The sequence below is a fragment of the Stenotrophomonas sp. yr243 genome, assembly GCF_900184195.1.
GTDB classification, from domain to species: domain Bacteria; phylum Pseudomonadota; class Gammaproteobacteria; order Xanthomonadales; family Xanthomonadaceae; genus Stenotrophomonas; species Stenotrophomonas lactitubi.
This window is the reverse complement of sequence record NZ_FXWT01000003.1, coordinates 263,529-276,214: the sequence shown is the minus strand read 5'-3', so window position 1 is coordinate 276,214 and position 12,686 is coordinate 263,529. Positions and strand designations below refer to the sequence as shown.

At 65.4% G+C, this 12,686-nt stretch carries 12 protein-coding genes; 6 read left to right on the top strand and 6 right to left on the bottom strand.

Annotated elements, in window-relative coordinates:
• The first annotated feature begins 38 nt into the window (after nucleotides 1-38).
• Entirely contained in the window at nucleotides 39-938 is a 900-nt protein-coding gene (locus QOL57_RS14010; protein ID WP_089236164.1) for an RNA polymerase sigma-70 factor, read from the top strand.
• 33 nt (nucleotides 939-971) lie between these two features.
• Entirely contained in the window at nucleotides 972-1,421 is a 450-nt protein-coding gene (locus tag QOL57_RS14005) for a carboxymuconolactone decarboxylase family protein (RefSeq protein WP_089238004.1), read from the top strand.
• A 58-nt stretch (nucleotides 1,422-1,479) separates the two neighbouring features.
• Here the strand turns inward: QOL57_RS14005 and QOL57_RS14000 are convergent, their stop codons facing one another.
• Nucleotides 1,480-3,321, bottom strand: coding sequence for a sulfatase-like hydrolase/transferase (locus QOL57_RS14000; protein WP_089236165.1), 1,842 nt, complete (start codon nucleotides 3,319-3,321; stop codon nucleotides 1,480-1,482).
• A gap of 175 nt (nucleotides 3,322-3,496) precedes the next feature.
• Between QOL57_RS14000 and QOL57_RS13995 the strand changes: the two genes are divergently transcribed.
• Both QOL57_RS13995 and QOL57_RS13990 read left to right on the top strand, forming a co-directional pair.
• Nucleotides 3,497-5,353, top strand: a complete 1,857-nt coding sequence (locus QOL57_RS13995) for an ABC transporter ATP-binding protein (protein ID WP_089236166.1) — start codon at nucleotides 3,497-3,499, stop codon at nucleotides 5,351-5,353.
• Between the two features lie 79 nt (nucleotides 5,354-5,432).
• Nucleotides 5,433-6,212 (top strand): ferredoxin--NADP reductase, encoded by a 780-nt coding sequence (locus QOL57_RS13990; protein ID WP_089236167.1) that lies wholly within the window; start codon nucleotides 5,433-5,435, stop codon nucleotides 6,210-6,212.
• A gap of 111 nt (nucleotides 6,213-6,323) precedes the next feature.
• Here the strand turns inward: QOL57_RS13990 and QOL57_RS13985 are convergent, their stop codons facing one another.
• Nucleotides 6,324-6,803, bottom strand: a complete 480-nt coding sequence (locus QOL57_RS13985) for a glutathione peroxidase (protein ID WP_089236168.1) — start codon at nucleotides 6,801-6,803, stop codon at nucleotides 6,324-6,326.
• A gap of 160 nt (nucleotides 6,804-6,963) precedes the next feature.
• Here QOL57_RS13985 and QOL57_RS13980 point away from each other — a divergent pair, with 160 nt between their 5' ends.
• On the top strand, nucleotides 6,964-9,129 hold the full coding sequence (locus QOL57_RS13980; RefSeq protein WP_089236169.1) for a M3 family metallopeptidase: 2,166 nt from the start codon (nucleotides 6,964-6,966) through the stop codon (nucleotides 9,127-9,129).
• Nucleotides 9,130-9,268: 139 nt separating this feature from the next.
• Here QOL57_RS13980 and cfa read toward each other — a convergent pair whose 3' ends face one another.
• Genes cfa through QOL57_RS13965 form a run of 3 tightly spaced genes read right to left on the bottom strand, consistent with a single transcriptional unit; the run spans nucleotide 9,269 to nucleotide 11,627 of the window.
• Complete coding sequence (gene cfa, locus QOL57_RS13975; protein ID WP_089236170.1) at nucleotides 9,269-10,387, bottom strand: cyclopropane fatty acyl phospholipid synthase; 1,119 nt, start codon at nucleotides 10,385-10,387, stop codon at nucleotides 9,269-9,271.
• Nucleotides 10,388-10,406: 19 nt separating this feature from the next.
• Nucleotides 10,407-11,288 carry a DUF3298 and DUF4163 domain-containing protein gene (locus QOL57_RS13970; protein ID WP_089238006.1) on the bottom strand — a complete coding sequence of 294 codons (882 nt, stop codon included), beginning with the start codon at nucleotides 11,286-11,288 and terminating at the stop codon, nucleotides 10,407-10,409.
• Nucleotides 11,289-11,324: 36 nt separating this feature from the next.
• Nucleotides 11,325-11,627, bottom strand: coding sequence for a GNAT family N-acetyltransferase (locus QOL57_RS13965; protein ID WP_089236171.1), 303 nt, complete (start codon nucleotides 11,625-11,627; stop codon nucleotides 11,325-11,327).
• 208 nt (nucleotides 11,628-11,835) lie between these two features.
• Here QOL57_RS13965 and QOL57_RS13960 point away from each other — a divergent pair, with 208 nt between their 5' ends.
• On the top strand, nucleotides 11,836-11,997 hold the full coding sequence (locus QOL57_RS13960; RefSeq protein WP_165780990.1) for a hypothetical protein: 162 nt from the start codon (nucleotides 11,836-11,838) through the stop codon (nucleotides 11,995-11,997).
• Nucleotides 11,998-12,055: 58 nt separating this feature from the next.
• On the opposite strand, the gene QOL57_RS13955 is transcribed toward QOL57_RS13960, so the two are convergent.
• Nucleotides 12,056-12,682, bottom strand: coding sequence for a rhomboid family intramembrane serine protease (locus tag QOL57_RS13955; protein ID WP_025876742.1), 627 nt, complete (start codon nucleotides 12,680-12,682; stop codon nucleotides 12,056-12,058).
• Nucleotides 12,683-12,686 lie beyond the last annotated feature (4 nt).

The following is a 12,686-nucleotide window of genomic DNA, read 5'->3' as shown; positions in this document are numbered from 1 at the left end:
TCTGTCACGCCCACGCCCGCTGCGGCGTCCTTGCCAACATGAACGCCGAAACCGCCTTCCATACCCACCGCCCGCGCCTGATGGCACTGGCTTACCGCCTGCTGGGCAGCCGCACCGACGCCGAAGACGTGGTGCAGGATGCCTGGCTGCGCTGGTCCGGCGCCGATACCGCTGCCATCGCCGACCCGGAGGCCTGGCTGGTGACCACCACCACCCGTCTGGGCCTGGACCGGCTGCGCGCGGCCAAGCGTGAGCGCGCGCACTACGTCGGCCCGTGGCTGGCTGAACCGCTGGCGATCACCCTCGAACCAGATCCAGCGCCCGGCCCGGCCCAGCTGCACGCGCTGGCCGACGACGTATCGGTCGCCTTCCTGACCCTGCTCGAACAGCTGGGCCCGGAGGAGCGCGCCGCCTTCCTGCTGAAGGAAGCCTTCGACCACGACTACCGCGAGATTGCCGAGCTGATCGACCACAGCGAGGCCAACTGCCGGCAGCTGGTGCATCGCGCCCGACAACGCCTGCAGGCGGGGCGGCCGCGATTCAACGCCGACGCCAGCCAGCACCGGCAACTGCTGGCACGCTTCATGGACGCCTCCCAGCGGGGTGACAGCGAGGCCATCCAGGCGCTGCTGCATGCCAATGCGCTGCTGGTCTCGGATGGCGGTGGCGTGGTCACCGCGGCGGTACGTCCGCTGCTGGGCGCTGAGCGCATCGGCCGCCTGTTCTGGGCCATCGCCCGTCGCGGCGCAGCGCATCCGGCACAGCTCGGCTACGTCAACGGCGAGCCGGCGATCCTGCGCTTCGAAGGCGACCACCTGCACTCGATCACCACCATCGAGGTGGTCGATGGCCGTATCGCCAATCTCTACAGCGTGCTCAATCCGGAAAAACTGCCTGCGGTTGTCACGCGCAGCGATGCTGCGGCGTCCTTGTACTGAAAGGCGGCCATCGTGGTCGCCGTGGAGCTGAAGATGTCCAACCACGCCTCTCCCCGCGTCCCCTACACCCGCTTGGCCGCCGAAGCCTTCAAGGGCCTGCTGGCCACCAGCAAGGCGGTGCATGACAGTTCGATCAATCCGACGTTGATGGAACTGGTGTTCCTGCGCGTGTCGCAGCTCAATGGCTGCGGCTACTGCATGGACATGCACGGCACGGCGCTGCGCAAGGGCGGCATCGATCCGCGCAAGCTGGATACGCTGCCCGCCTGGCACGAAAGCCGCTTCTTCGACGACCGCGAGCGCGCGGCGCTGGGCTGGGCCGAGGCGCTGACCCGGTTGACCGATGGCGCACCGTCGCAGGCGGCGTTCGATGCGCTGCCACCGCACTTTGATGAGAAAGGCATCAGCGACCTGAGCATGGGCATTGCAGTGATCAATGCCTGGAACCGGCTGGGGGCTGGGCTGTTGCCGCCGCTGCCCTGATTCCCGGCCCAAACCGGCCCTTCCGCTGCGAAGGGCCTTGATCCGGCCGCGCTGACCTCTACTGCAGCAACTGCATCTGGCCGATGATCGCGGCATTCACCTCGCCGCGCAGGGGGGAAGCGTCGTGCACAGGTCGATACTGGCCATCACGCACTTCGATGCCATAAGGGCGCAGCAGTATCGCCATCGATCCAAGCCGCACGCTGCGCGACGTCCATGATTCCACCAGCAACGGCCGCTGCCCGGGCAGCGGCCCGAAAAGATCCAGGCCGGCCGAATAGTCGCTGAAGGGCGCCGGGCAACCCAGCAGATGCCGCATCAGCGTTGGTGCCAGATCCATGTGACTGGTCACAGCAGGTTCGACCATCGGCGCCCGGCCGGGCCAGCGGATCAGTAGCGGAACCCGAGTCTGGTAATCACTGAAATTGCTGTTGTGCCCCCAGTCGTTCTGGCCGAGATCGTGGAACGATTCACCATGGTCGCTGGTGATGATGACGACCGTGTTGTCCGCCAGACCGGTGTGTTCCAGTGTCAGCAGTACATCGCCCAGCAAAGCGTCGGCTTTCAGCACGGCATTGCGGTAACGGTTGAACAGAGGGCCGGGGTCGGTGCGCCGCCCGACCCTGAGATGGTCGCCCGATCGCGCTTGCGGCAGGAATCGCCGTTCAGCGGCGTCCGGCACGGCATAAGGCGTGTGAGCACTGTCCAGCAGCGCAAAGGCAAAGAAGGGGCGGGATGGATCGTGCGCCCGCAGGTCATCGCGCAGCTGTTCGATGACGTGTCGATCGCGGCGGTCCTGCGGGGCATTGTCCGGAGCCGTGCGCAGCGGCGCATCCGTCTGCACGAACACCGCACGATCCAGCCGCGCGCCCTGCAGCGACGCACCGCCATACAGATGGAACTGGTAGTTGGCGCGGGCAAGCTGCTCCAGCAGCACGGGCCCGCGACGATGGTGAATCATCGTATCGGTGTGAAGCGCTGGCAGGCCGTAGAACAGACCGAACATGCCATGCATGGTGTTGTTTCCGGTGCTGTAGTGCCGGTCGGCACGCCAGGCCTGCTCGGCAAACCTCGACAGGTGGGGCATCTGTTGCGGCGAAAACATGTCAAAGCGTAGCGAGTCGACCACCAGCAGCATTACATTCGGCGCTGCCGGCGCCTGGCAGTGCAAAGTTTTGCGCGGGTAGTTCAGCGCCGAGGCGGTTGCGGCACCTGCCTGCAGGCGGTCGTCGGCCGAAGCCGGGCCGGCCAGCCCCCATTGCGTCATCGTCCGGCGCGCGGTGGCGGTGTGCACCCATGGCACCCCCTGCACCGCAGCCAGCACAGCCCCCCCCTGGTTGGCGTCGTACCAGATCGCCATGCCCTGACTGACAATGAGCATGGGCAAGATTCCCAGCAACCAGCGTGGGCGTAATGCCCAGCGCCGGACCCATGATGATTGCAGCAGGCGCACCGCTCCCCACTGGGACACCACGATGGCCGTCACGGCCACTGCCATGGCAAGCCAGGCAGACACCGGCAGACCGAGCTGTTGCAACAATCCACCCTGCACCAGCAGCACCAGCACCAACCCGTTCAAGTGGAACCCGAACAGCTGGTACACACGCGAATCAACCAATACCAGCAACAGCCAAGCGCTGGACAACGCCATCGTGAGTGGCACCGCCACTGGGCGCAGGGTGCGCCGCTGCAGGCATGCCCAGCCCGGAAGACAGCACATCAGCGCCGCCAGCCCAAGGTGCGAGATCGCCATAAGTGACACGAAAACGCGGCCATCCCACGTTGCCGGCCACTGCAGATTGCACAGAGTGGGCGGCAAAGTGGCCACGGTAAGCACTACGACGTACAACGGCACCCATCCACGGGCGGACGGGGGCGCAAACACGGTACGGTTCTGCATGGCGTGAGGATCGAAGAACGAGCTCTCGACCCTAGAAGCCACGCTTCACGCGATTAATAGGAAAACTTGCAAATTCACGCGGCACCCCCAGCGTCCGCATCCCCTGTTGCGCTTGCATTCAGCGCTGCATGCCCTGCATCGCGACGTTCACGCCCCCACAGCGCACAATGGTGCCATGCCTGCCGCTGCCGCCGCCAAGAAACCCAGCCTGCGCCAACGCTTCAAGGCGATGCGCAACCTGCCGCCGTTCCTGCGCCAGGTGTGGCAGACCAGCCGCGCCCTGACCATCGCCAGCCTTGGCCTGCGCCTGATCCGTGCGCTGCTGCCGGTGGCGATGCTGTACGTCGGCAAGCTGATCATCGATACCGCGCTGCACCTCAGCCAGCACGATGCCGGCTTCCCACCGCTGGGAGAGGCCCTGTCCAGTGGGCTGCTCAATCCGCTGCTCGGCCTGCTGGCGCTGGAACTGGGCCTGGCGATCGCCTCGGACCTGCTCGGCCGTCTGGTCAGCTACGCCGATGCCCTGCTGTCGGAACTGTTCGCCAACGTCACCAGCGTGCGCCTGATGGAACACGCGGCCACCCTCGACCTGGAGGACTTCGAGGACCCGGACCTGCAGGACAAGCTGGACCGTGCACGGCGCCAGACCATGGGCCGGATGAACCTGATGAGTCAGCTGTTCGGCCAGGTGCAGGATGCGATCACCGTCGCCAGCCTGGCGGTTGGCCTGCTGGTCTATGCGCCGTGGCTGATCCTGCTGCTGGCGCTGGCGCTGGTGCCGGCCTTCATCGGCGAATCGCACTTCAATGCGGCCGGTTACAGCCTCAACTTCCTGTGGACGCCGGAACGCCGCCAGCTGGACTACCTCCGCCAGCTCGGCGCCAGCGTGGAAACGGCCAAGGAAGTAAAGATCTTCAACCTTCACCGGTTCCTGGTCGACCGCTACCGCAGCTTGTCGGCGGCACTGTTCCTGGCCAACCGCGCGCTCGCCCGGCGGCGTGCGTTCTGGGGCACGCTGCTGGCCGCGCTGGGTACGCTGGGCTACTACACCGCGTATGCCTATATTGCCTGGCGCACGGTGCGCGGCGATTTTTCGATCGGTGATCTGACCTTCCTCGCCGGCAGCTTCCTGCGCCTGCGCCAGTTGCTGGAAGGCCTGCTGATCGGCTTCTCGCAGGTGGCCAGCCAGGCGTTGTATCTGGACGACCTGTATTCGTTCTTCCAGATCGAACCGGAAATCCACTCGCGCAAGGACGCGGTGCGCGTGCCGCAGCCGATCTGCGAAGGCTTCGTGTTCGAAGACGTGGGCTTTCGCTATCCCGATGCCGAGCAATGGGCCGTGCGTCACCTCGATTTCCAGCTGCGCGCGGGCGAAGTGCTGGCACTGGTCGGTGAGAACGGAGCGGGCAAGACCACCCTTGTCAAGCTGCTGGCACGCCTGTACGAACCCGACGAAGGCCGCATCCTGCTGGATGGCCGCGACCTGCGCGACTACGACCTGGACGACCTGCGCGCCAACCTCGGCGTGATCTTCCAGGACTTCGTGCGTTACAACCTCAGTGCCGGCGAGAACATCGGTGTCGGCCAGGTGGAAGCGATGGACGACCGCGCGCGGATCACCGACGCCGCCCGCCGCGGCATGGCCGAGGAAGTCATCGCAGCCCTGCCCGGCGGCTACGACCAGCAGATCGGCCGCCGCTTCAAGCAGGGCGTGGACCTGTCGGGTGGCCAGTGGCAGAAGATCGCCATCGCCCGCGCGTGGATGCGCGATGCACAGGTGATGATCCTGGATGAGCCCACCGCGGCGCTGGATGCCCGCGCCGAGTTCGAGGTGTTCCAGCGGTTCAGGGAGTTGGCGGATAATCGCACTGCAGTGCTGATTTCCCACCGCTTCTCATCCGTGCGCATGGCCGACCGCATTCTGGTACTGGCCAATGGCCGGATCGAGGCCAGCGGCACCCACCAGGAGCTGATGGCACAGGGCGGCCGCTATGCCGAACTGTTCGAACTGCAGGCGGCAGGTTACCGCTGAGAACGCCTCTCGTTCCGCCTAATGAGAACCTGTCTCATTTGAGATAGAATTGTCCCGACGACTTCCGATAGATACGCCCATGTCCTCCGCTTTCGGCGCCGAAACGGTGCTTGAGGTCCGCCACTGGACCGACGCCTACTTCAGCTTCACCCTTACCCGTGACAGCGGTTTCCGCTTCGAGAACGGCCAGTTCGTGATGATCGGCCTGGAGACCGACGCGCGGCCGCTGCTGCGTGCGTACTCCATCGCCAGCGCAAACTGGGAAGAACAGCTGGAATTCTTCAGCATCAAGGTGCAGGACGGCCCGCTGACCTCGCGCCTGCAGCACATCAAGCCGGGCGACAAGGTCCTGGTCGGCAAGAAGCCCACCGGCACCCTGCTGATCAGCGACCTGCACCCGGGCAAGCACTTGTACCTGCTGGGCACCGGCACCGGCCTGGCGCCGTGGCTGTCGGTGATCAAGGACCCGGAGACCTACGAGCGCTTCGACAAGGTGATCCTGTGCCACGGTGTGCGCTACGAAAAGGACCTGGCCTATCGCGATTACTTCGAGAAGGAACTGCGCGAGCATGAGTTCCTGGGCGAAATGGTCGGTGACAAGCTGCTGTACTACCCGGCGGTGACCCGCGAACCGTTCGCGAACCAGGGCCGCCTGACCTCGCTGATGGAAAGCGGCGAGATGCAGCGCACGCTCGGCCTTCCCGAGCTGAGCCCGGAAAACGACCGCGCGATGATCTGCGGCAGCCCGCAGATGCTGGCCGACCTGCGCACCGTGCTGGACAGCCGCGGCTTCCAGACCTCGCCGCGAATCGGTACGCCCGGCCACTACGTGTTCGAGCGCGCGTTCGTCGAGAAATAAGCCGGGCTGTGGTAGAGCCGAGCCCACGCTCGGCTGCTCTGCGTGCCGACCATGGCAGGCACGCACGCTGCGCGCGCAAGCCGAGCGTGGGCTCGGCTCTACAGAGAGCGGCTACAGCAGCGCTTCGATGCCGCCGCGCAGTTGCTCCGGCGCGGTGGTCGGCGCATAGCGATCCACCACCTGCCCTTTGCGATCAACCAGGAACTTGCTGAAGTTCCACTTGATGCGGGCGATGCCCAGCAGCCCGCGCTTCTCGTGCGACAGCCACGCCCACAGCGGGTCGGCCCCCTCGCCATTGACCTCGATCTTCTGCGACAGCGGGAAGCTGACCGGGTAATCAATCGAACAGAACTGGCGGATCTGCGCGGCATCGCCCGGCTCCTGCGCGCCGAACTGGTTGCAGGGAAAGCCGATCACCACCAGGCCGCGATCACGATAGTCCTGCCACAGCTGTTCCAGCCCGGTGTACTGCGGGGTGAAGCCACAGCGGCTGGCCACGTTGACCAGCAGCAGCGGACGGCCCTGGTACTGCGCCAGCGCCTGCGGCTGGCCGTCGAGGTCGCGGAAGCTGAAATCGTAGGCGGTGGTCATGGCAACTGGCCTGGGGGCGGTGTTCTCCATGGTACCCGGGCAGCCAGCCATGGGGGGCGCTACTGCGCGATGGCGTTGCCAACATGCCTTTTGACACAAGTGCGGGCGCGCCGGGCCGGGTTACCCTCGGGCCCTTGTTTGCCTTACCGGAGTATCGACCTTGACCACCCGCCTTGCCCTTGCCGTGGCCATGACCCTCGGCCTTGCCCTGCCCGCCTATTCCGCCAGCGCCGCCACCCCGGCCGCTGCCAACGCCCAGCAGGCCAATCCGTTCTTCGCCGACAGCCCGCTGCCGCTGCACTTCCCGCAGTTCGACAAGATCAAGGACAGCGACTTCGCCCCGGCCTTCGACGCCGGCATGGCACAGCAGCTGAAGGAAGTGGAGGCAATCGCCAACACCAAGGCCAAGCCGACCTTCGACAACACCATCATCGCCCTGGAAAAGAGCGGTGACACCCTGGACCGCGCGACCACCGTGTTCTTCAGCCTGGTCGGCGCCGATACCAACGACACCCGCAAGAAGCTGCAGGCCGACTATTCGGCCAAGTTCGCCGCGCACAGCGATGCGATCGCGCTGAACGGCAAGCTGTTCGCGCGCATCCAGGCGCTGTATGACAGCCGCACCACGCTGGGCCTGGACGCTGAAGGCGTGCGCCTGGTCGAGAAGTACTACGACAACTACGTGCGCGCCGGCGCCAAGCTGTCCGAGGCCGACAAGACCAAGCTGAAGGAAATGAACGCCGAGCTGGCCAACCTGGGCACCAAATTCAGCCAGAACGTGCAGTCGGAAGTGAACGCTTCGGCGATCACCGTCAACGACGTCAAGGAACTGGACGGCCTGTCCAAGGAACAGATCGCCGCCGCCGCCGAAGCCGCCAAGGCCCGTGGCCTGGACGGCAAGTACGTGATCACCCTGCTCAACACCACCGGCCAGCCGCCGCTGACCAACCTGGCCAACCGCGCCCTGCGCCAGAAGATCTACGAAGCGTCCACCACCCGCGGCAGCCGCGGCGGTGAGTTCGACAACACCGCGCTGGTCGCGCGCATCATGCAGCTGCGCGCCGACAAGGCCGAGCTGATGGGCTTTGCCAACTTCGCCGCCTACAACCTGACCAACCAGACCGCCAAGACCCCCGAAGCGGTCAATGCGATGCTGGGCAAGCTGGCCCCGGCCGCAGTGGCCAACGCCAAGCGCGAAGCCGCCGACCTGCAGGCGATGATCGACCAGGAACAGAAGGCCGCCGGCAAGCCGACCTTCAAGCTGGAACCGTGGGACTGGGCGTTCTACAGCGAGAAGGTGCGCCAGGCGAAGTACAACTTCGACGAGTCGCAGCTGAAGCCGTACTTCGAGATGAAGAACGTGCTGGAAAACGGCGTGTTCTACGCCGCCGGCCAGGAATTCGGCCTGAGCTTCAAGCAGCGCACCGACCTGCCGGTGTACCACGATGACGTCACCGTCTACGACGTGTTCGATGCCGACGGCAGCCAGCTGGCGATCTTCATCTTCGACCCGTACGCACGCGCCTCCAAGCGCGGTGGTGCATGGATGAACTCGTACGTCTCGCAGTCCAAGCTGACCGGCTTCAAGCCGGTGGTGGCCAACCACCTCAACATTCCCAAGCCGCCGGCCGGCCAGCCGACCCTGCTGACCTGGGATGAAGTGAGCACCACCTTCCACGAGTTCGGCCACGCCCTGCACGGCATGTTCTCGAACGTGAAGTATCCGTACTTCTCGGGCACCGCGGTGCCGCGCGACTTCGTCGAGTTCCCCTCGCAGGTCAACGAGATGTGGGCCGACAACCCGGCCATCCTGAAGAACTACGCCAAGCACTACCAGAACGGTTCGGCGATGCCGCAGGCGCTGCTGGACAAGGTGCTGGCCGCGGCCAAGTTCAACCAGGGCTTTGCCACCACCGAGTACCTGGGTGCCGCCATGCTCGACCAGCGCTGGCACCAGATCGGCCCGGACCAGGTGCCGGCCGCCAAGGACGTGATGGCCTTCGAGCGCGCCGCGCTGGAGAAGGACGGCATCTACTACGCGCCGGTTCCGCCGCGCTACAAGACCCCGTACTTCAGTCACATCATGGGCGGCTACTCGGCCGGCTATTACGCCTACATCTGGTCGGAAGTGCTGGACGCCAACACCCAGAAGTGGTTCCGCGACAACGGTGGCCTGAGCCGCAAGAACGGCGACCACTTCCGCGCGACTCTGCTGTCCAAGGGTGGCAGCGTGGACGCGATGCAGCTGTTCCGCGATTTCGCCGGCCACGAGCCGCAGATCGAACCGCTGCTTGAGAAGCGCGGCCTGACCGGCACCGGCAACTGATCGCCGGCACCGTAGCGTGAAATGAAAACCGCCCGGGAGACCGGGCGGTTTTTTTATGCATCATCCACGCATGGCGTGGATCTACCGCAGGGTTGCGTGATCCCAGTAGATCCACGCCTTGCGTTGATGCTCTTGCAGATCACCGCGGCGCCACATATCCCCCGGGTATGCCTTGCGGCGACAGCACCAGCTGCCACAGCTGCGCATGCCGGCTGCGGAACGTCGCCATCGATCCGGCCAGGTAGAACCTCCACAGGCGACGGAACCTCTCGTCATAGCGTCGCGCATCCAGTGTCGGCCACGCCGCTTCCACATTGCGTCGCCACGCCTGCAGCGTCAGGTCATAGTCGGTACCGAAGTTGTGCCAGTCCTCCAGAACGAAACGCCCTTCAAACGCGCGGCTGATCTGCGCCGCCGACGGCAGCATCGAGTTGGGGAAGATGTAGCGCGCGATCCACGGGTCAGTGCGATGGCGCGAGATGTTGCTGCCAATGGTGTGCAACAGCAGCAGCCCGCGCGGCGACAGGCAGCGCCGCGCCACGTCGAAGAAACTGCGGTAGTTCTTGTCGCCGACGTGCTCGAACATGCCGATCGAGAAGATCGCATCGAACGGCTCGTCCAGCTCACGATAGTCCTGCAGCCGGATGTCGATCGGCAGGCCAGCGCACAACTCACGCGCGTAGTCGGCCTGCTCCTGCGAAATGGTGACGCCGACACCACTGACACCGTAGCGCTCGGCGGCGAACTTCAGCGCCTCGCCCCAACCGCAGCCGATATCCAGCACGCGTTGCCCGGGGCGCAGCCCGAGCTTGCGGCAAACCAGATCGAGCTTGGCTTCCTGCGCCGCATCCAGATCGTTGGCGTTGCGCCAATAGCCACAGCTGTAGACCAGACGCTGGCCGAGCATGGCCTGGTACAGGTCATTGCCGAGGTCGTAGTGGCGGCGACCGACTTCATAGCTGCGCTGCCCGGCCTGCAGGTTGAACAGGCGCGCCTTCAGGGCGTCGGCCACCTCGCGCCAGCCGTGCACCCGCTCGTCCAGGTGCGCCTGCATCAGCTGGAACAGGAATTCATCGAGGACGTTGGCATCCCACCAGCCGTCCATGTAGCTCTCGCCCAGGCCGAGCGAGCCGTGCGCCATGACCCGCGCGAAGAATCGCGGGTCATGCACCTGGATATCCTGCGGCCGGGTTCCATCGATCTGGACCCCGGCTTCGTGGAGCAGGCCGGTGACCCGCTCCTGCAACCCTGTATCCACGTCACCTCCTCGTCTGCGGTTACCCGCGCGCGAACAGCTCCACGTAGTCCTTGGCCACGTGCGGCAGCAACACCGAGGCCGGTACATCGGCGGTCTGGGTGCCATCCGAGTATGGACCCACCTGGTAGGGCGGGAACACAAAGCGCAGCGCGGTGATCTGACCCTTGTCGTCGGTCAGCGGCTGGAACTGGCTGAAATTGTCGGCCTGCGCACCGGTGCCGTCGGCGATCATCCGCGAGGCATTGCGCAGCGATTCCTGCAGCTGCGACGGGTCCATGTCCTCGCCGCTGAGGCGGGTGGCCACGCGCTCGCGCAGCTGGTCGGCGACGAAATCGCTGATCGCCTTCCAGCCCTTGGCATCGGTCACCAGCTTGTCGGCGCTCAGCATCTGCTGCTGCGCCGGCAGCCACACGAAACGCGCAACCAGCGGTTCGCCGTGGGCGCCACCGGTGTAGCGGCTGCCGTCGGCACTGACCACCACCAGCTGCGGCGTCTCCAGCAGCTTCTCGAAGCTCAGCGACAGCTCATAAGGCATGGTCGGCTTGTCGTTGCCCAGCCCGTCCAGCGCCTGCTGCAGATCGCTGCGGGCGGAGGTGGCATAGGCCTGCAGCGCGCGCGCCAGCCCCGGATAGCGATCGATGCCCGCCGGGTAGCTGATGCCCACCACTTCACGTTCGTTGTTCTCGATCACATCGCGCAGATCCAACGGCGCTTCCGCTGCGGGTGTCTCGGCGGTGCCAGTGGCTTCGGCGGCAGGCGCGGCGTCGGTGGCCGGTGCCGCCTCGTTCTCGCGCTGGCAACCGGCCAGCAACAGCACGCCCATAGCGCCGGCCAGCACGCTGGCGTGCAGTGGCCGGTTGTTTCCAATCTTCATCGGGATCCCCTGTTCATGTTCATACATCATCGCCTGCCCTGGCTGAAGCGTGGCCCGCTGGATTCAGCCGACAAGCAGATCGTGATACTCCTCGTGCCGCTGCAGGAAGGCCTCGGCATAGGCACATGCCGGCACCACCTTGTACTTCTGCTCCCGGGCGAAACGCAGTGCGACCCGGGTCAGCTCACCGGCAATGCCACGGCCAGCGATCGGCTCGGGCACTTCGGTATGGGTGATGACCATCCGCCTGCGTTTGATCTGGTAGTCCAGCAGTGCCACCTGCCCGCGCACGCGGGCGGTGAACCGGTGGTTGACCTGATCGTGTTCGACCTCGTAAGCCAGACCGGGGGGCGTGACCGAAGCCATGGGACTGTCTCCTGCGGCGACTGCGTGGATGGTGCGCAGACGGGCGCCATGATCGCGTGAAGCCTGAACAGGGACAAGTCTGTGCCTGCTGCGTCAGTTATTGCCCTCAAGCTGCAGCCCGGCCGGCCGCTAACCCCTCTGCAGGGGTGCGCCAGGCTGGCATGCCCCTTGCGACAGTCGACCAAGCGATCTGCCGTGGAGGCCCGCGATGCACCCCAGCGATTCCCATTCCGATACCGATCACGCCCTGCTGGAGGGCCTGCTGCAACTGGCCGTGGAGGGACAGACCGAAGACCAGGCGTTCCAGAGCATCGGCGAGGAAGTGTTCTCCCGCCTGCTCGATACCTACGGTCAGGAAACCCGGGCCTGACCCGGAGCGGGGCCGCAGCCCCTGGGGTCGGATCCAGTGGATCCGACCCCAGCCACCCTCAGCCGCCGCCGAGGCGGAAGGTCGGGTTGGACAGCTCGCGCAGGAAGTGACTGAAGATGCTCGGCTGCATGGCCAGCATGAAGATCACGCCGAACGCCGCGCCGGCCAGGTGCGCGCTGTGGTTGATGCGATCGCCACCGCGCTTGTCCATCCAGATGCTGTAGCCGACGTAGAACGCGGCATACACGATCGCCGGCGCCGGGATGAAGAACACCAGGATGATCGACCACGGCTTGATCAGGATGAAGGCGAACAGCACCGCCGACACCGCCCCGGACGCACCGAGGCTGAGGTAGTTCGGGTTCTTCTGGTTCTTCAGGTAGCTGGGCAGGATCGAGACCAGCAGCGCACCGACGTAGAACGCCGGATAGACCAGGTAGCTGCCGGTCAGCTGCACCATCACGCTCTCGATGAATCCCCCGAAGAAGAACAGGGTGATCATGTTGAAGATCAGGTGCGACCAGTCGGCGTGGATGAAGCCGTAGGTGATCAGGCGGTCGTACTGGCGGTGGCGATCCACCGCCGGCGGCCACAGGATCAGGCGGTCGGCCAGCTTGCGGTTGTTGAACGCCATCCACGACAGGATGGCGGTGATGGCGATCAACAGCAGATTGACGGGGGTCATGTCA